Annotated in this window: 18 protein-coding genes and 2 pseudogenes; 12 read left to right on the top strand and 8 right to left on the bottom strand. The window is 67.2% G+C overall.

Annotated features, from left to right (window positions below):
* Positions 1–373 precede the first annotated feature (373 nt).
* Positions 374–1,141 (top strand): hypothetical protein, encoded by a 768-nt coding sequence (locus IE325_RS45700; protein WP_190076157.1) that lies wholly within the window; start codon positions 374–376, stop codon positions 1,139–1,141.
* Positions 1,138–2,295 (top strand): S8 family peptidase, encoded by a 1,158-nt coding sequence (locus IE325_RS45695; protein WP_190076156.1) that lies wholly within the window; start codon positions 1,138–1,140, stop codon positions 2,293–2,295. The genes IE325_RS45700 and IE325_RS45695 overlap by 4 nt, the downstream gene beginning before the upstream one ends.
* 81 nt (positions 2,296–2,376) lie before the next feature.
* Here IE325_RS45695 and IE325_RS45690 read toward each other — a convergent pair whose 3' ends face one another.
* Positions 2,377–2,943 (bottom strand): hypothetical protein, encoded by a 567-nt coding sequence (locus IE325_RS45690; RefSeq protein WP_190076155.1) that lies wholly within the window; start codon positions 2,941–2,943, stop codon positions 2,377–2,379.
* A gap of 31 nt (positions 2,944–2,974) precedes the next feature.
* Positions 2,975–3,511, bottom strand: a complete 537-nt coding sequence (locus IE325_RS45685) for a hypothetical protein (protein WP_190076154.1) — start codon at positions 3,509–3,511, stop codon at positions 2,975–2,977.
* A 173-nt stretch (positions 3,512–3,684) separates the two neighbouring features.
* Between IE325_RS45685 and IE325_RS45680 the strand changes: the two genes are divergently transcribed.
* The 7 genes from IE325_RS45680 to IE325_RS45650 all read left to right on the top strand — a co-directional run bounded on the left by IE325_RS45680 (position 3,685) and on the right by IE325_RS45650 (position 8,105).
* The gene (locus IE325_RS45680) at positions 3,685–4,011 is read left to right on the top strand and encodes a hypothetical protein (protein ID WP_190076153.1); all 327 of its coding nucleotides are present in this window, start codon (positions 3,685–3,687) and stop codon (positions 4,009–4,011) included.
* 56 nt (positions 4,012–4,067) lie between these two features.
* Positions 4,068–5,210 carry a WXG100-like domain-containing protein gene (locus IE325_RS45675; RefSeq protein ID WP_190076152.1) on the top strand — a complete coding sequence of 381 codons (1,143 nt, stop codon included), beginning with the start codon at positions 4,068–4,070 and terminating at the stop codon, positions 5,208–5,210.
* A gap of 46 nt (positions 5,211–5,256) precedes the next feature.
* Positions 5,257–5,664 carry a hypothetical protein gene (locus tag IE325_RS45670; RefSeq protein ID WP_190076151.1) on the top strand — a complete coding sequence of 136 codons (408 nt, stop codon included), beginning with the start codon at positions 5,257–5,259 and terminating at the stop codon, positions 5,662–5,664.
* A gap of 216 nt (positions 5,665–5,880) precedes the next feature.
* Positions 5,881–6,273: a hypothetical protein gene (locus IE325_RS45665; protein WP_190076150.1), complete on the top strand. Its 393-nt coding sequence runs from the start codon at positions 5,881–5,883 to the stop codon at positions 6,271–6,273.
* A gap of 51 nt (positions 6,274–6,324) precedes the next feature.
* Positions 6,325–7,455 carry a hypothetical protein gene (locus IE325_RS45660; protein WP_190076149.1) on the top strand — a complete coding sequence of 377 codons (1,131 nt, stop codon included), beginning with the start codon at positions 6,325–6,327 and terminating at the stop codon, positions 7,453–7,455.
* A gap of 30 nt (positions 7,456–7,485) precedes the next feature.
* On the top strand, positions 7,486–7,770 hold the full coding sequence (locus tag IE325_RS45655) for a hypothetical protein (protein WP_190076148.1): 285 nt from the start codon (positions 7,486–7,488) through the stop codon (positions 7,768–7,770).
* Positions 7,770–8,105: a hypothetical protein gene (locus IE325_RS45650; RefSeq protein WP_190076147.1), complete on the top strand. Its 336-nt coding sequence runs from the start codon at positions 7,770–7,772 to the stop codon at positions 8,103–8,105. Before IE325_RS45655 ends, IE325_RS45650 begins: the two co-directional genes overlap by 1 nt.
* 90 nt (positions 8,106–8,195) lie before the next feature.
* On the opposite strand, the gene IE325_RS45645 is transcribed toward IE325_RS45650, so the two are convergent.
* From IE325_RS45645 to IE325_RS45635, 3 genes are all read right to left on the bottom strand, one after another.
* Positions 8,196–8,951 (bottom strand): hypothetical protein, encoded by a 756-nt coding sequence (locus tag IE325_RS45645; protein WP_190076146.1) that lies wholly within the window; start codon positions 8,949–8,951, stop codon positions 8,196–8,198.
* 171 nt (positions 8,952–9,122) lie between these two features.
* Positions 9,123–9,674, bottom strand: a complete 552-nt coding sequence (locus IE325_RS45640; protein WP_190076145.1) for a hypothetical protein — start codon at positions 9,672–9,674, stop codon at positions 9,123–9,125.
* 112 nt (positions 9,675–9,786) lie between these two features.
* Positions 9,787–10,119, bottom strand: a complete 333-nt coding sequence (locus IE325_RS45635; RefSeq protein ID WP_229912561.1) for a hypothetical protein — start codon at positions 10,117–10,119, stop codon at positions 9,787–9,789.
* A 127-nt stretch (positions 10,120–10,246) separates the two neighbouring features.
* Between IE325_RS45635 and IE325_RS45630 the strand changes: the two genes are divergently transcribed.
* Complete coding sequence (locus tag IE325_RS45630) at positions 10,247–10,669, top strand: hypothetical protein (RefSeq protein ID WP_190076144.1); 423 nt, start codon at positions 10,247–10,249, stop codon at positions 10,667–10,669.
* 146 nt (positions 10,670–10,815) lie between these two features.
* On the opposite strand, the gene IE325_RS45625 is transcribed toward IE325_RS45630, so the two are convergent.
* Both IE325_RS45625 and IE325_RS45620 read right to left on the bottom strand, forming a co-directional pair.
* A complete protein-coding gene (locus tag IE325_RS45625) occupies positions 10,816–12,924 on the bottom strand; it encodes an SUKH-4 family immunity protein (protein WP_190076143.1) in 2,109 nt (702 codons plus the stop codon).
* A 142-nt stretch (positions 12,925–13,066) separates the two neighbouring features.
* Positions 13,067–14,731, bottom strand: a pseudogene (locus tag IE325_RS45620) (toxin glutamine deamidase domain-containing protein); the annotation flags it as partial.
* Between the two features lie 430 nt (positions 14,732–15,161).
* Here IE325_RS45620 and IE325_RS45615 point away from each other — a divergent pair.
* Together IE325_RS45615 and IE325_RS47270 are read left to right on the top strand one after the other, a co-directional pair.
* Positions 15,162–15,980, top strand: a complete 819-nt coding sequence (locus IE325_RS45615; RefSeq protein WP_190076141.1) for a hypothetical protein — start codon at positions 15,162–15,164, stop codon at positions 15,978–15,980.
* Positions 15,981–16,124: 144 nt separating this feature from the next.
* Positions 16,125–16,745, top strand: a complete 621-nt coding sequence (locus IE325_RS47270; RefSeq protein ID WP_444546211.1) for a hypothetical protein — start codon at positions 16,125–16,127, stop codon at positions 16,743–16,745.
* 239 nt (positions 16,746–16,984) lie between these two features.
* Here the strand turns inward: IE325_RS47270 and IE325_RS47265 are convergent.
* Positions 16,985–17,308: pseudogene (locus IE325_RS47265) on the bottom strand (WXG100-like domain-containing protein); the annotation flags it as partial.
* Positions 17,309–17,673 lie beyond the last annotated feature (365 nt).

Here is a 17,673-nt window from a genome sequence, read left to right as displayed (position 1 = left end):
CTCCCTGCATGGACACGGCCAGCAGGACCGAACCAGCTCATTGTGTTAGCCGCTGTAAGTGGGCTTCGCAGCAACCTGGGTTGCGAGTCAATTGAGATGCCGGCTCTGTCACGAGAGCCCGGATCACCCATCGTGCTCCCTCGCAGATAGAGCTCTGAGAGGGAAGAACCCGATGTCTTATCCCCCGCCGCCGGGAAGCGGCAACCCATATGGGCAGCCGCTACCGCAGAGTGGTTGGCAGCCGCAATGGCAGGGGGCAGGTTCTGTCCCGCCGCCGGCCCCGCCCACGCCCCCTGTGCCGCCGCCAACGCAACCGGGACCGTCTCAGTACGGTGCGTATGCCCCACCCGGGAGCCCTGTGCCCGGGAACCACATGCCCGGCGCGCAGGTTCCACCCCCGGGCGGGGGCGGCAGTGGCCGAAAGGTCATCGGAAGTCTGCTCGCCGTATTCGGCGTGCTCGGCATGCTCGGCGGCGGAGCGCTGACGGCTCACGCGTACAGCAACGCCGGGCAGGAGATACCGAATGACGAGTACGGCAGCGTGATGTGGCGCGACGAGCCGGTGGACAGCGTCTTTCCGGTCACACTCGGCGGTCGCGGTGGCTACAACGGCGGGTTGTACGACCCCAAGCAGGCGATCTGGCATCGGGTGGGGATCTCGCCGGAGACAGAGTGCGACAAGGGCCTCACGCGTTACACGTTGAAGGCTGCCAACGACAACGGCTGCAAGGCAGTGTTGCGCGCTACGTACGTCGACCCCACCGCGAACATGGTCGCCACCGTGGCTGTCGTGGTGTTGCCCGAGGGCCCCGAGAGCGGGCCGAGGGAGAAGGTCTACTCGGCCTACCAGAACCATCTCTACGACGATGGCGTGGTTGCACCGTATGCGGTGCCCGGCACCCTGGCCGCCAAGTGGAAGCACCGGAATGGCTCCGCCCTCGCGCCGGTCGGTGGCGAGAACATGCCGTATGTCGTGGCGGCCAGCGTCGGCTCCGTCGACGGTTACGTCGCGGGCGATCTGCCTGGCGAGTGGAGCGACGACAGCGACACGGACCGCGAGTCCTGGAGCGCCAACGCCGAGGACCTCGTCACTCTCTTCCGCGCTCATATGGACCGCCTGCAGAGGGGAGACACGCAGTGACCACCCGATCCATGCGCAACGCCACCGTCACGGGTGCTGCGCTGATGGTCCTGATGGGTGCGACCCTCTCTTGGGGCGCGGTACCCGCGTCAGCCGCTGAGAATGCGCCGATCAGCTGGGAATCGGCTGCCCTGGGCCTGCCGACGGCCCACAAGGTCAACCAGGGAGACGGCGTGACCGTGGCCGTCCTGGACAGCGGCATCAATTCAGACCATCCGGCGCTCAAAGGCCGGGTCGCCAAGGTCGGCCCTGATTTCTACAATTCAGATGGTCTCGAACCTGGCGACGACGGCTACGGCGTGCACGGAACCGCTATGGTCTCGGACGTTCTCAAGGTCGCGCCCAAGGCGGAGATCATCAGTGTTCGGGTGATCAACGACAGCCGCGAGTACAAGCTTGAGAGGGGTCTCAGCCCCATCGCGAAGGGTATTGATTTCGCGGTGGCGAACGGAGCCGACGTGATTTCGCTATCCCTCGGCGGAGGCGTAGTGAACCAAATGACCGGCGAGGACCTCGCCGCCGCGGCTGGTGCTGTACATAAAGGGGTCACCCTGTTGGCCGCCACGGGCAACAGTGGTGACGAGGGCAACGAAGGCAACTTCCCCGCCGGGTACGCGAACGTGATCTCCGTTGCCGCAACTAAGCCCGGAGGACAGCGCGCGGACTTCTCCACGGTGCGCACCCACAACACCATCGCGGCCCCGGGCGTCGGCATCATCAGCGCCGACAAGGACGGCGGCTACCGCTCCGTCAACGGCACGTCCCCGGCCACGGCGCTCGCCGCCGGTGTCACCGCGCTGATGCTCGCCGAGAACCCGGACCTGACCCCGGCCCAGACTCGCGCGATCCTTATGCATACGGCCGACCACCCCGCAGGTGGGCACAACGCGCTCGTCGGTGCCGGCCAGATCAACGCCGCCGCGGCAGTGCGAGCGGCGGGCAGTCCGCCGAAGATCGACACTGCGCCCAAGCCGTACAAGGGCGACGTCAAGCACTTCGCGTCGCCTACCGGCACCGAAAAGATCTCCCATCCGGCGATGGAAACGGAGCTGCTCGCGACCGGCCTGAGTGCGCTCGGTTGTGGTGTGCTGTTCGTCGCGGGGGGCAGTCTGCTGCTGTTCCGCAAGAGCAGGGGGCAACGAGCATCGGGCTGAGAGACCCGAGCAAGGGATCGCACCCTGCTCGACCGGTGATTGGCCCCGGTGCCCTCCCTTTCAGGGGCACCGGGGCTTTTGTCATGCGAAGAACGCCACCAGCAAGCTGACGGTGAGTCCGACCGCGCCCACCCCGACCAGTACCAGGCACGTGCGGAACAGGCCCTGCCCCGACGCCTGTCCGAAGGGGAAGCCGGTGACAGTGGCGAAGAAGCCGATGGCGAGGGAGATCAGGGCACCGAACAGCCACGCGCAGCCCACCGCGATGGCGTAGACCCAGCCACGGTCCAGTTTGTAGGTGGTGTCGCCGGTCTTGAGGGCCTCGATGACGTAGCCGCGTTGGTGCAGGGCGTCGCTCTTGAGTTCGGCGTTGAGGTCCGTCACCGAGCCGTCGGTGGACTTGAAGGTGCCGTAGCACCAGCGGGTCTTCGTCTTCTTGCGGGAACTGCTCGACGTGCTCGTGCGGTACTTGTAGTCGACCGTGCAGGTGTCGACGGTGAGCTTGCCCGGGGTGGCCGTGGCGTAGGTGTACGGGCCGAGGTAGGCGCCGAGGGCCAGGAGGACGAGGCCTACGAGGATCAGGCCCGCGCCGATGAGGCGGCCGAGGCTCGTCCGGTCGTCGGTGGCGGTCCCTTGTACTTGGGTCATTGACGGTTCCTCAGAAATGGGGACGACGCTGTCACAGGGCTACGGTGCAGATCAGTGCTACCAGGGCGCCCACGGTGAACAGGCCGCCCAGCACGGGGGCGGTGATGGCCCGCGCCGGCAGGTTCTGCCAGGAGGCTGCGAGGCCGGGGCCGTTGCGGCCGCCGAAGCCGGTCAGGAGGCAGTAGATGCCGACGGCCAGCACGGAGAGGCAGGACGCGAGGATCGCGGCGTCGTCGCCGGGGTCGCGGTCCTGCGGTAGCTGGAAGGTGTCGTCCACCTGGATCACGGGGACTTTCGCACCGCCTTCGTAGCGCGATGACGTTTCCACCGTCACATCTTGGTAGCCGGCCTTGCCGTCTTGTGTGCTCCAATTTCCGGTGCAGCTGAACTTGAGTTCCGTGGAACGCCTGTGCGTGCCGTAATGGGTCTTCGTGTGTGTTTCGCATGAAGAAACCGTGAGGGTTCCTTCGGTGCCGTCACCGGCGAGTTCACTGCGCAGTTCCGGAATGGTCACCGTGGCGACGACCGCGGCCACGAGGAGCAGTCCCAATCCGAGGAGCCGTCCCATCCATAGGCTCCCCGTGCTGCCGTAACGCGGCTGTGTTGTCACCAATTTTGGTGCCCCCTTGAATGACTTGACGATCTCTTGACTGGCGGGTTGGCGGCGCCGCGCGCGAGGAGTCTAAGGTATCGGTCTGTCGTCCAATATGAACTACGGCAAGGGCCGGTCGGGGGAGCGCCATGGAGTTCGACACCTTTAGCGTGGACACGGATGTACTGCGCAGGCAGGGAGGCAAGTTCGCCGACCTCGGCGGTGATTTCACGACCGCGTCCAAGCGGTTCCAGGATGCTCTCGAAGCGCTCGGTGAGCCTTGGGCGGATGCGGACTTCGGGGAGATCTTCGGGCAGATCTACACGCCGATTCGTGACGGGATCTTCACATCCATGGACAGTCTCGCGGAACGGCTCGAGAAGATCGGTTCCAATCTGCAGGGCATGGCTCGGAATTACGATGCGTCGGATACGTCCAACAGTGGGATGATGGACAAGATCTCCGGCCAGTTCTGATTAACCGCAAATTCTGATCCACCTGCCAATTATAAATAAATTCGGGGGCTATTGGCATGTCGCTCACACTTCCCGGTGAGCTGGTCTGGGTGCTCGATCTGCTCGGCTACTCCTGGCCCGAGGCCGACGAGGAAGCATTGCACAAGGTCGCTGAGACCTGGCGGGCTTTCGGTGCGGACCTCGAAGAGATCCAGCAGAAGGGCGAGGGGCTCGCCCGTACCGTTGTCTCTCACAATTTCGGTACGGCCATTGATGGATTCAGCAAGGACTGGGGCGCCTACACCGGCGCGAACGGCGAGGACCGTTATCTGCCGGATGCGAAGCTCGCGTGCGATGTGATCGCCTTCGCGTTCGATGCCGCCGCTGTGGCCGTCCTCACGGCGAAACTGGCCGTGATCGCCCAACTCATCGCCCTGGCCATCGAGATCATCGCCGCCCAGGCGGCGGCTCCTTTCACCTTCGGGCTCTCCGAGGTCGGTGCCCTGGGTGCGACGCAGGCCACGCGGCTGATCGTCCGAGAGTTGCTGGACCGGCTCAAGAGGGAGGTCATGGAGGCGGTCACCAAGGCCATGGAGCACGCCACCATGGACGCCATCAAGAAGATGGCCAAGGAGCAGCTCGAGAAGATCACCAAGGAAAAGGTCAAGCAGTTCGCCAAGGACCAGCTCAAGGAGCAGGGCAAGCAGTTCGTCCAGGAGAAGGTGGTCGACGCCGCCAAGGAGAAGGCCACCGAAGCCGCCGTAGGAATGGCGCAGAACATCGGGCAGCAGAGCATCGAGACGTACTTCGACGCGCGATCCGGTGTCGATCTCGGTGAGACGGCGGATATCGGCAAGAAGGCGGCCGATGAGTACGTCGACGGCCTGAAGAATGAGGTCACGGGGGGTGAGGGGTCGTCCTTCGCCGATTACGTGGATCCGAGCACGCATGTGAACAACGCCGTGGACGCGGCGACGGAGCGGGTCACCGGGGCGGCCGGGGAGCGAGTGCAGCACGGAGTCGACGCGATCACCGGGAGTGGGCGGGATGCCAACGGTGTGTCTGCTGCCGACGGTTCTGCGGGCACGGGCTCTGGAGCCGGCACCACACAGGCCGCCAACAGGCCCATGGCCTCCTCCTCGGCGGCGAACTCCGGATCCTCTGGTTCCTCCAGCTCCCCAGGCAGCGCCGACGACTGGGCCCGTAATGAATTCGGGTGACCCTTGCCGCCCCCTACTCACCTCTGGCAGGAAGGTCCCCGCACCCATGACCGCCGACCGGGAAATCCAGGACGAGGAACTGATGGGGGTCGCCCAGGACACCGAGCAGGCCCTGCGGCTGCATCGCTCGCTTCGGACCATCGCCGGCGCGACCTCGCTCAGTCCGGATCTGCGGGAGATGGCGCGGTCCGTGCTGAGCGGGGATGTCGACGTCAAGGACGCCTTCACGGATCCGCGCTACACCGAGGCCGTGTTCCAGCGGATGCACGAGATTCGCCGGGCGGCCGACGATCAGACGTACGCGGAGCGTCAGGAGTCCAAGGCGCGGTTCGTGGAGTGGGACGCGCGGCAGCAGGCGGAGGTGGACCGTGAGCGTGCCGAGCGGGACGCGCCGATGCGCGGCTCCGAGCGGCGTGGGCGGTTGGCTCAGCGCCGAGGTGCGGATTCTCGGTGACGGCTCCCGCATGCGCCCCTCGCGCCTATCCGTCCATTCTGGTCATTTCTGGCGGATTCTGAGAAATCGCCTGCTGAAGAGGCCAACACATCACGGTCGTTGTCGAGTTGGCACGGCATGCGCGATACCCGCACAGTGCGTGTGTTGAGCGTTCGCAGATGCGTTGGTAGGTTCGCGCCGGTTAAGACCCGCCGAGCCTCCGGATGAGGTAATCCCTTGGACAGCGCCGCAAACCCTTCCGACAAGCGCGTGGACGACTCCGAGTTTCTGGAGATGACCCAGCAGGACGCCGCCCAGGCCAAGGTGCTCAAGCAATCGCTGGAGCACCTCGCCTCGGGGCTCGGCGGTCCGGCGCTGAAGGAGATGGCCCAGGAGGTCCTCTCCGGCCGTATGGGGCTGCGTGAGGCGGCCAATGTGTCGGCGTACGCCGAGGAGGCCGTCGTACAGTCCGCGCCGCTCGCCGAGAAATGGGCCGCCATGTCCGACAGCGAGCGTGAGGCGCTCGCGGCGGAGGGCGAGCGGCAGCTCGAGGAGCAGCGGCGGGCGGAGTCCGAGAACCGGTCCGGTGAGAAGTCGCGTCACGACGGGCGTGGCTGGTCCTTGTACTGAGGCGCGTAGGTACTGAACCGTCGTAGCTCTGACGCAGGCAATGGGGGAGAAATGAACTTTCGGGTGGAACCCGGTGCGATCGACGGCTTCTCGAAGCTCGTGGGGCGTGCCGCGGACGGCAGTGCGCAAGCGGTCTCGTACACCGGAAATCACGCGCAGATCGACGCGACGGTGGGCGGAGCCGCCTGGGATCTCGTCGCGGGTGATCACGAGCAGTACGTCAGCGAGGCGAAGAAGGCCCTGGGGAAGGTGAAGGGCCTTCTCGAGTCGTCCGAGAAGGAGCTGACCGGGACCGCCAAGTACTACAGGTCGACGGACACCGACCAAGCGGCCAAGCTCGACGCCACCTATCCGGGTTCCAAGGTGTCGGGTGGCGAATCCGGGGGCGATCCGCAGGACTTCTCCGATGCCAGTGACGCCGTGGATGTGCTGAAGCCGCCGGGCGACCCCAGCAACCCCATCGTCAAGTACGCATCGGGTCACGCGGACGAATTCCAGATGAGTCCCGTGCAGAAGACGCTCGGCAGCGCCCTCGACCTGGGCAGCCCCTCGGCGATGGCCGTGGAGGCCTCCAAGCTGCTCTTCGACTTCGACCCCTTCGCCGAAGTGACGAACTGGGTGTTCGGGGACTGGAACAAATACAACGACTGCTCCGACGTGTGGGGCAATCTCGCGTCCTTCTGCGACTCCGTGGCCACGAACGTGCGCAAGGGCACTCAGAACGTCGGTCTGACCTGGGACGGCAACGCCGCGAACGCCGCGACCGTCTACTTCGACGAGTTCAGCAAGAAGCTCGAGGAGATCAAGGAGACGTTCAAGTCCCTGCAGAGCTGTTACAAGCAGGCGGCGCAGATGGCGTTCCAGTTCGCGGAATTCCTGAAGTCGTTCCTGGTGATGTTCTGCGACCTGCTCGTCATCTGGCTGGTCAACCTCCTCGCGGCGCAGGCCGTCAACGCGATCCCGGTCGGCGGGCAGGTGGCGTCCGCGGCCATGTTCGCACTGGCGGCGGCTGAGGCCATCCGGCTCATGCAGCTGTGGGCCGAGGCGTCGAAGGCGTTCGACACGTTCGCGTCGGCGCTGAGCGCGCTCGGTGTCGTCATGTCGACGGCCATCAACGGGTTCTCCGCGGCGGATGGATTTCCGCAGGTGGGGAGCAGTGGGTACGACCATGCCGCCGTGTAGGCATGCCGTGGATCGGGGAGCAGGGCGATCATGAGTTTCTTCGGTGGGGCCGACGACCTCGAGCGCTTCCTCTCGCGCTGCCGTGTGATGACCGTCGCCTCGGTGCCGGTCTGCCTGGCCGTCATGATCTTCTTCATCTCGGAAGAGGGCTGGCGCTTCAGCCTGTTGCTGTGCTGCGTCCTGCCGGTGATCGCCGCGTACCTGGGGGTACGGGGCAGGAGCGAGATCCGCGCCGGGATGGCCGCGTCGGGGCTCGCCCTTGCTGTCGCCACCCTGCCGTTGGCGTTGGTGCTGGCTTCGCTGGAAGGAGCGTAATGGCGCCGCATGAGGGCGACGGTCGACTGCGGGCCCGGTTCCAGGCTCAGGGCCGGGCGGAGCTCGCGGAAAGGCGGGAGCGCGATGCGCGGCGGGCGCGTGGGATGTACGCGGCGCTCGCCGGGTTGGCCACCGTCGTCTGCCTCGGGCTGATCGTCGTACGGCTCGGTAGGGGCGAATCCGGCGGGGTCTGGGTCGGCACGTACGCCGTGGGGGGCGTCCTCAGTGGCTGTGGCTTCGTCCTTGCCCGGAGGGGCCGTACCCGATGGGCGATGGTGGTGGTGTGCGTCGCCGTGGCGTTGGCAGGGCTTGGCGACAGCCCTGCTCTTCGCTGAAGCCGAACTGAGGGAGCGGCTGGAGGAGTTACCGGGGGAGTTGCCGGCCGGGCGCCCGGAGGTGGCGGCCCGGGGCGGCAACCGAGGAGATCACACCCGGCGGCGCCTGCTTCCGATGAGGTACGCCAGGCCCCACGCCGCTGCCGCGGCGAGCAGCAGGCCGAGAGGCGAGAACCAGTCGACTCCGCCTTCCGTCTCGTTGTTCCACCATGCCTTCGCCGGGATGAACGGGTCGGCCTCCATCATGTCCCCGATGGCGGCGGGCGATTGGTTGTCGGCGATGATCAGCGGGAGCGCGTTGGTGTAACCGAAGAAGGCCCCGGCCGCGGCGATCACGGCCCCCCAGATGTGTGCACCCGTGTTGCGGTGACCCACCAGTCCGATCAGACAGCCGACGACCGCGCCGTTGATCAGCGCGTGGCCCAGGTACATGGTGTTGGCCTGGGAGAGCGTCATGTCCTTGTACGTGGCCAGGATGAGGCCGCTGTAGAGCATCGAGACGATGACCGACGCGAAGAAGCCGAGGAAGACCGCGCCGACCGGGTGACCGCTTGTGTGCGGTAGTTGCCCGTACGGCGCCTGGAACGGCGAAGTGGGCTGCATCGGGTACATCTGCGGCTGCCCCGGGATCCCTGGCGCTCCGGGGTGCATCGGCGGCTGGCCGGGGGGCATCGAGGGCTGCCCGGGTACCGGCGGCGGCCCGGCCTGCATCGGAGGCTGCCCCGGCACCGGCGGCGGCCCGAAGCCCGGTGCCTGCTGGGGCGGGGCCGGCTGCGCGTACGGGTTGTTGGGGTCGTGCGGCGGCTGTGCAGGCTGCTGCGGCGGCTGGAAGGGCGGCTGGCTCATTGGATTCCCACGGAGTGAACAAATAGGAACAGCAAGTTATCAGTGAGATCAGGAGAGCGCCGGTGGGGGCGGCGCGGGCGGTGTGAAGGGCGGGGCGGGCCGCGCAGGCGCGCGCAACCCCTTCACGCGTCATTAACTGTGCATCAGCCAGACCGCAGCACCCATCCAGCACTACGCGTCACGCCAGCCCGGCGGTACCCGCAACCGCCGCCCGACCACCTGGCAGCCACTTCGGGGGAGGACCGGCATGGAATCGATCAGCGTGCAGACGTCAACCCCGACAGGTCCGCCAGGCCGGTTCGGCACACCGCGGGCCGACGCCATCGACGCCAGCAGACCCGAGCTGCTCCCATGGCCGAGGCGACGTCGCCGACTTCGGGCGCGGCCTCCCCGGCGGCCGCGGTCGCCATTGTGCTCCCCGACCCCGGCATCTCCCGGCGCGCCAGGCACTCTCACGGGGCGTTCGGACTTGAGCTTGATCCGCACCAGGCGTTCCATTGTGCGGCGGTCGACCTCGTCCAGACACTCGGCGCCGCCCAGGTCGACCAGGGCCATGAGCGCATCACCGCGCAGCTGTCCCGGACCGTGCCCGGGCAGCGTCTGTTCGCCGAGGCGTGTCAGGACGGCATCGACGCCGTATCGCAGACCGGACATGGAGGCGTCACTGACGTACGGCAGCAGCGCGTCGATGGCCTGGGGCCCGATCGCGACCAGGCCCTGCACCGCGGCCGTCGATGGGCCTGTGTAAGCCGCTTACATCTTGGTGAAGCACAAGGTGTAGTCGAAGCCGCGGGTGTTGCGGTACTGGATGCCGTAGTCGTACGTCGACCCGCACTCACTCGGCCTCGGAGGAGCCGCAGTCGACGACCGTGGGCAGCGGTTCGCCCTGCGGGTCGGCCACCTTGACGCAGTCGCCGACCTCGGGGTCGTGCGTCTTGGCCTCCGCAGCGGCCGCGGACGCCGAGGCCTCGGCCTTCGCTTTGCCGCCGGTGGGGCTCGTGTTGTACTGCCAGACGTAGTAGCCGAGCCCGCCGAAGATGGCGAGGACGACGAGGGCGGCCTTGACCATGCGGAGGGCGGCGCCGGGCTGCGGCCCGCGGGGTGGTTGGGGCTGCGGCTGCGCGTATCCGTACGGCTGATTCTGGTACTGCGGTGGAGGCGTCGACATACCTGGGAATCCCCGTGATGTGGTGAACGAGTAGAGATCAACACGAAGTTGACCGGCGCAGGCTATCCCCCGGCGGGCTCCGCACGTGACGGGAGATACTGAGGTGTCGACAGCCGAGGAGAAGCGAATGACCAGGAAGCCCGAGAACGCACCCGACGGCTCATCGCAGGAGCGAGGCGTACTGGACGAGGCCCTCGAACCGGACCAGATCCGTTCGCTGAACTCCGCCCTGCGCAAGCTCGCCGAGACCGATGGCGTCAGCAAGGACATGCAGGACGCGGCGAAGCGAATGCTCTCCGGCCGTCTGCCCCTGCGCGACGCCCTGGACGACCCCGCGGTCTCCCGTGCCTTGGGCGGAGGCATGGCATCCCTGCGCGGTCAGTGGGAGTCCCTCTCGGAGGAAGAACGCGACCGGGTCCGACACGGGGAACCACTCGGGGGCGGCGACGCCTCGTCCGACTCGCCCGAGCGGAAGGGGCCGCAGAGCCAGCCTTCGCAGCCGCCGAAGAAGGGGCAGGGGCGGCACAGCGGGGGGTTTTCGCTGTACTGATCCTCCGCAGGCGGAGAGCTGGAAGACCCTTCGCGACTGTCGCCTTAGGGGAAGGCGCCGGGTCGAGTAGATCCTGCCCTTGGCGGCGCGGTCCTTGTCGAGCGGAGAAAGTACGGGCAGGCTCATCGGTCGGTCAGGGAGGATCGTCAGTCAGTGGATCGCAGTGCGGCAGTCCAGAAAGTGCTGTCTGCGTTCGCGTCGTCGAGGTCGGCCAGAGTGTCCTCCAGATCGTCTCTGATCGCGACGCGCTCGATACGGCTCCCCGCGGCCGCCAGCATGCACCGGGCCACAAGGTAGTGCTGGAGCAGATCGATGAACGCGGCGAGACTGCCGGCGATCACCACGACGCTGGTTTCCTGCTCTCCGCCGCCGTCGGATTCATCGGGCTCGTCTTCGAAGTAGGCATCGAAGTCCTCCTCCCCGCCCCTCCAGTCGTCCGCACCGAACAGGACGACCTGCCCTGTTCCACCATGCAGGACCAGGTCGCCGGCACCCCACGCACCGATCTTGTAGTACGTGCCTGGGGCGGCGTCTGCCGAGAGGTCGCCAGAGTCGAGCCGGGGCAGACCCACTTCGTCCAGAGCCTTGAGCCGGATCGCGGCGCCTTCGAAGGCGGGCAGTCCGACGTCCGTGAGGATGCGGCGTGCTTCGGTGTCCGTCACCTCCTCGGGCAGGAGGCCGGTGGGCAGGCGACGTACGACGTCCGGTTCGAAGAGGTCGGGGTCGTACGAGCCTCGGCGCCGTGCCGGCCCGCGGTGCAGTGCGGGGAGGAAACCGGAGTCGTCGAAGAGTGGCTCCCCGTGCACCTTGCTGATGCGCGGAATTGCGGCGGGGTCGTGGAGCTCGACCGCGAAAATGCCGCCGAGCCCCGTCACGACCAGGAGGTTGCCGACCTTCACCTGATCCGACACGAAGGGGGGTTCCAGGGTGTCGAACACGGTCAGATCGTCCCAGTCGGGTGTGACGTTGCGTTCCATGTCCGTGAGCCAGAGCGGCTCGTGCTGTCCGGGCGACGGCATGGCCTCCGGCCACGGGCCGGCCAACTCCTCGCCGGTTTCGGCGTCCCAGACCCGGTGTCGCCCATCCCATTCCCCCGGAGTGGAGACGACGTGCCGACCAGGGAGATAGTCCTCGGGGCCGACGACCGGGTCCCCCAGCGGACCGGGCCGAATGTACGCGGCGTTCAGCGCACCCGGCGGCCGCCAATGGGCCCAGCGCACCTGCCACGGCAGCGGCTGGCCGGACGAGGCGATCTGGTCGGCGGTCTCCGTATCGCCGCGCGCCGTGCTCATGAGATGTAGCCACGATGCCCATTCCCCTTGGGACAGGGAATCGACGCCGCACATCCACAGGTTGACCGCGTCCCCGGCCGGGGACGCCCCGTTCACGACATACGCATCGGGGGCGTGAGCGGCGTCGATCAGGGCGACTTGATCGATACGGGCGACGAGCCGACCGGAGCGCTGAACGGAGTCGAACTCGCCGGCCTGCACGGCGTGCATCGCCAGTCCCTGTGCCAGGTACTGGCCTGTCGTCGCTGCCGCGGGCTGATCGCGCAGCCATGCGACGAGCTCCACATTCACGGCTCGTTCGGTCTCGGCATCGGTGGTCAGACGCAGCGCCTCGGCATGCCGTTCGTCGCGAAACCGGACCCAGCCGTCGCCGTCCACCGCCAGCAACTCGCCAGAAGCCTCCAGCGTTGCGACGACATCCGGAACCCGGCCCAAATGGGACCCCAGCGCCTGGGCGAGGGCGGTCCACACGGACAGGGGAGCACGACGGACCTCGGCCAGCGCGAGCGCACGCAACGCCTCGGTGTCCGCACCGTCGGGCACGCGCCCTACAGCCTCTTCGGAACTGCCCGGTCGCAGCGCCACGACCAAGTGATCGTGTGCCAACCGGACATCCGGCAGGTCCCGTTCGATCAGGACCTTGAGACCGCCGCCAACAGCAAGTGCACCGGTGAAACGGTGCACCATGCGCTCGGGCTCCGTGGAGCGCCGAGTACGCCCCGCACGCTGGGCATTGACGATGATGACCAGCCCGCCACCGAGCGGGGAGTCCTCAAGCTCGAATCCCCAGTCCGCCCGCTTCTCCGGCAGAGCGGTGAACCCAGCAGCCGCCATGACCCGATCGATGACGTCCTCACAGGTCAGCCCGGTGGCATCCACGACCACCGCCTCGCTACGGGCCTCACTGAGCCGCAGCAGCGTCTCTGTCCGCCCGGACCCGGGAGGACCGGTCAACTCGGCCACACGGTGGGTCCCACTGTCCGACCACTCCAGGAGATCGGTCAGGGCTTGTTCGGGTGATACGGGCGAAGGGGTGGGGTTCTGAGGGCTCATCGCTGAATCTGCTGACTTTCGGTGCGTTCACACAGGGACGGGCTCGGGGGAGCTACTTTAGCTGTTTCGCGATCCCCTTCCAGAGGTTTTCGACCTTCCTGACATGTCTGACCATCTCTCGATCGCGGGCCTTCTCATTTGTGGTAACCGGGAATTGCTTCTTGACCTGAGCCGTGATCTTTTTCTTTTCCTCATCGGGAAGAGCCGCTCTTGGATCCAACCCGAGTTCCGCCCGGCGCTGTTTCTGGAGTTCCCTGGTGAGTTCGGATCGCTGCTGATCAGCCGGGTCGGCCCGGTATGTGGCGCTGTAGTACACAGGCGCACCGGCCAGACGCTCACCCAGCAGGTTCGAGCAGTTGGAACTCCCGAGTCCACCCTTCTTGTCGCCACACGGCTCGCGTTCGGTGTAAAGGGCGGCGATCGTATAATTGCGCCCTGTTCCCTCATTGGCCTTATTGACGTCGTCGATCCAGTCCGCGAGGTGGCGTTCCGAATGCAGACCGGTAACCCCTGACCGGCTTGGGAACGACGAGTCCGTCACGTATTCGATGGTGCCGTCGTCGCGATGCAACTCGACTACTGCGAAGTTTCGTTGAGTCAGGTCCGGTGTGTGTGTATCCGGTACCCCGAACTTCGTCATCAACTTTCTGACGCGCTCGCCGGGGGTCTTGTGCTTGGCGGCGCCTTCCGACTCCTGGCCGTTGTCCATCGGGTTGCTGTTCACGCCGTACTGCTCGTGAGCCGATTGGCTGAGACGAGCCAACGTGGAGATGACCAGCATTTTCTCGCCCCGGTTCAGGGACTCGAATCCGGGCAGGGCCTTGTTCAACCCATCGGCTGTGAAGGTACGCGGTCGATCCGGGGAGGCATTGGGGTCCGACTCGGAACCCGCGGCCACATTCAGGACATGAGCGAGCCGACCGTTCTGGGCCCAGTCCCGCAGCTGCTGGTCGACGTGGCCCTGCTGCAGACGGAAAACAGGATTGGTCTGGCGGACTCGCTGCTGCGAATCGTCCGGGTCCAGGTTGCCCTGCTGCTCCTTCTTGTCGCCGAGCTCGCGATCCAGACGTGGATGAGAGTCGTCGGGGTGTGGTTCGAGCCCGGCCTTCTTGTCCGTGCCGTCCTTGTCGCTGCTGCTGTCGTCTTTGTTGTTCTCGTCGTTCGGGTCCTTGCCGTCTGGATTCTGGCCGTCGCCTGGCTGGCCGGCCGGTTCGGCAGCTGGTCTCCTCGCCGTGTCGTGAGAATCCGGGGTGGTTCGAGGGGTACTGCGGCTGGCGTCAGAGCTGTTGAAGTCCGTGACACCCGGCCGGTCCGGCGTCACCGGCTGCCGGTTCGAGTCCAGTGGGATCGCGAAGACCCCGTTGTTCCCGCTGTGCAGCGGCTTTGAGCTCTGCTGCCCCGTCTGGGCGTCGATGTAGGTGATCTTGCCGTTGTGGTTGACGGCGTTCCACGCGTGTGCGCGTCCGTTGGCGTCCTGGGTGATGATCACGGCCTGGGAGCCGTGGCCACTGTCGCGGAGGGTGTTCTCCAGGCGGTTGAAAGCGTCGCGTCCGTTGCCCAGGTCGCTGAAGCGGGCGCCCAGGGTGTTCTCGATGCGGTCGCGGCCGCCCTTCTCGCCGCGGTCCGACGGGTTGCCGTCTGCGTCCAGGTCCGGGGTGCGCGCCCCTGCAGCCGTGGGGTTGCCGGCGTACGTGTCGACCGTGGACAGGGCCGTGTCGACGCAGTTGTTGTTGCGGCCCGGCGCGTCCCTGCCCTCGCCGTTGATGCGCTCCACCCAACGGCCGTCCGCGGGGTCCGGCGGCCGGGTGGGGTCACCGTTCTCGTCTCGCGGGACCGAGTTCTCCAGGGCGTCCTGCTCGTCGCGGGTGGGGTCGCTGACGCCGCCCGGGGGGTTGGTGTTGCGGGTCTCCGAGGCCGGGGTCGGGGTCTCGTTCGGCTTCGGGTTGTTCGAGGTGTTCTGGTGGTTGGGGTTGTGGGAGGCGGAGTCCGATGTCTGGGGGGTGGACTGCTGGGGCTGGTTGCTCGGCGTCGCGACCACGTGGTGGACCGGGACTGCTACGACCTGGGGCTGCTGATGTTGGTTCGGGGTGTTCGCCGGGGGCTGTTGGGTGTTGGGCTGTGCGGCCGGTTGGTTCGGGGTGTTCGGCGTGCTGCCCGTGGGTTGCTGGGGTGGCTTGTTGGGGCTGGAGCCGGTGCCTGGCTGGTTCGGGGTGGTGCCGGGCGTGCCCTGGGTGGTGGGACCGTGGGTGGCGGGGCCCGGCTGGGACGAGGAGTTCGGGTTGCTGCTGCTCGGTGTTGAGGAGCTAGGCGAACCGCTGCTCGACGTATGCCCGGATCCGGTGCCGGTCGATGTGGACGGCGTGGTCGTGGGGTTGCCGGTGGACGGCGATGCAGTCCTGGGAGGAGTCGACTGGGAGGGCGGGTTCTGGTTCGGGGCGGTCGTACTCGGGGTCTGCCCCGGCGTGTTGGTACGGGTGCCGCCGGACGAATCCGTCGTGTTGCGGGGCGTGGTGCGGTCACCCGGCGTAGACGTCGCCGGGTTGTTGCGCGGCGTTGTGCCAGGAGTGTTCCGCGGCGTGCTGCCGTCGCCCGGGGTCGTGCTCCCGGGGCGCTGGCTCGGTATTCGACCGTCCGGTGTACGGCCGTCCCCCGCACCCGGAGTTCGCCCGTCCGGCGTCGAGGCAGGTGTACTCCGAGGCGAAGTCGGGCTCGGCGTCGACGCGGGCCCGGACCCTGTCGTGGAGGGCGTTCCAGTGGAAGGGTTCCTCGCCGGCCCCGAGCCGGGATTCGGGCTCGGGGCGGACGTACTGCCTCCGGAGCCCCCCGGGCTGTGGTGCCCGCTCGGCGTCGCACCCCCAGCGGAAGGTGCTGTGGGCGAGGTCGGTATCGCTGAGCCGCCGTCCGGCCTGCCGCCTGAACTGGACGGGGAGGAGTCGGTCGTCGGGGTCGGTGCCGCGTTGGACTGAGTGGGCGTGGAGGCGGCCAGGCTGTCGATGTTGGTGCCGATGGAGCCGTTGCCCGGCGTGGAGGACGTACCACCTGACGGGGTGGGGGAGGGACCTGAGTGCGGGCTCGGCGAAGAGAGACCGGAGACGGAAGGGCCGCCGCCCGTGTGCGAAGGGCCGGATGTGCTCGGCGTACCGGACGAAGAAGCGCCCGAGTCGGAGCCGTTGGACGAGGGACCCCCGGGCGAGGGGTCGTCGAAGTCCGACAGGGACGGCCCCGACGAGGGACCCGGCCTCGAGTACGGGCTGTCCGAGGACGACGTGTTCCCGGAATCGGATCCCGACCCGGAGTCCGACCCGGGGCCCGCACCGATATCGGGTCCGCCGATGTCGTTGCCGCCCGCGTCGGCGGATATACCGCTGCCTATGTTCGCGCCGGGGATGCCGCCATCGCCCGCCCGCGTCGAGGTGTTGGAGCCGGAGGACGACGAATCCGAGGAAGAGGAGTCGGAGGAAGAGGAGTCGGAGGAAGAGGAGTCCGAAGACGAGGAGGAATCCGAGGACGAGCTGGAACTGTCCGACCCGGAGTCGCTCCCGATGTCACCCCCGGACGACCCGTCGAACCCGTCGTACCCGTCGATCCGGCTGTCGATCGCATGCCGCGCCCGACTCCCCGCCTTCTGCCCCAGACTGTCCCGCACCCCCTCCGCGAACGTCTGCGGGCTCTGCCGAAGGGCATCGACGCCCGCCTCGCCGCCCGCCTTGATGGTGGCGCCGACGTCGTAGCCTTCCTGCGCGCCGAAGCCGACGTTCACGGTCTGGCGGATGAGGTCGGTGATGATCGCCTCGACCGCCGAGATCACGGGCTCTTTCAGCGTCTCGATGATCGCCTCGATCAGGGCCTTCTTGAGCTCGTCGAGGATCCGTCGGACGATCAGCCGGGTGACCTGGGTGGCGCCGAGGCCGGCGACCTCGGACAGGCCGAAGGTGAAGGGTGCGGCGGCGTGGGCGGCGACGATCTCGATCGCCAGGGCGATCAGCTGGGCGATCACCGCCCACTTGGCGACCTCCACGATGACGGCGCAGGCGTCCAGAACGGTCGCGATGAGGAACGCGGCTTCGGCGGCGCTGCGAAGATAGCCGTCGCCTCCGCCACCGCCACCGTCGAATTTCTCGTACGTCTTGACGAACTTGTCGATCGATTCACCGGCGTTGTGCGCGGTGACCTGGCGCGCGGCGCTGTTCGCCCGGGTGTGGAGCCCTTGGACCTTCTCGCCGAACTGCCGCCATTGGGTGGCGCAGTCTCTGAGCTTGTCCTCGTTCGCCGTCGGCCACTTGTAGCCCAGCATCTCGAGAACCCACTCGAGCTCGTCCGGCAACATCATCGCCACAGCAGAAAGCACCCCCGTCGGACAGCACGGCCGTACAGCTCCCTCACCAGCCAAGGGAATTCACACAGGAGTACAGCCGTCCGTAAAGCTTACGGACTCACCTGCCGATGACTTCAGGTGCCGGCTGTCACAAGTCCGTTGCAGGTCCCCACTGTTGCCGGGACTGGCACGAGAGGAGAGGGCATACCGCGTACGGCTCTGGGTGTGCTGTCGGTGTCCCTTGATGTCTGGGCGGCCGATGTGGCCCTGGGCGCGTTCGGATTCGCCGAGCCAGATGTGCGGGACGTGGTGCTGGACCGCCGGGACCAGGTCCTGTCGGCAGG

The organism is Streptomyces lanatus (assembly GCF_014655715.1).
GTDB lineage: Bacteria > Actinomycetota > Actinomycetes > Streptomycetales > Streptomycetaceae > Streptomyces > Streptomyces lanatus.
The sequence above is the reverse complement of the archived record's forward strand: the minus strand, read 5'-3'. Positions and strand labels throughout refer to the sequence as shown.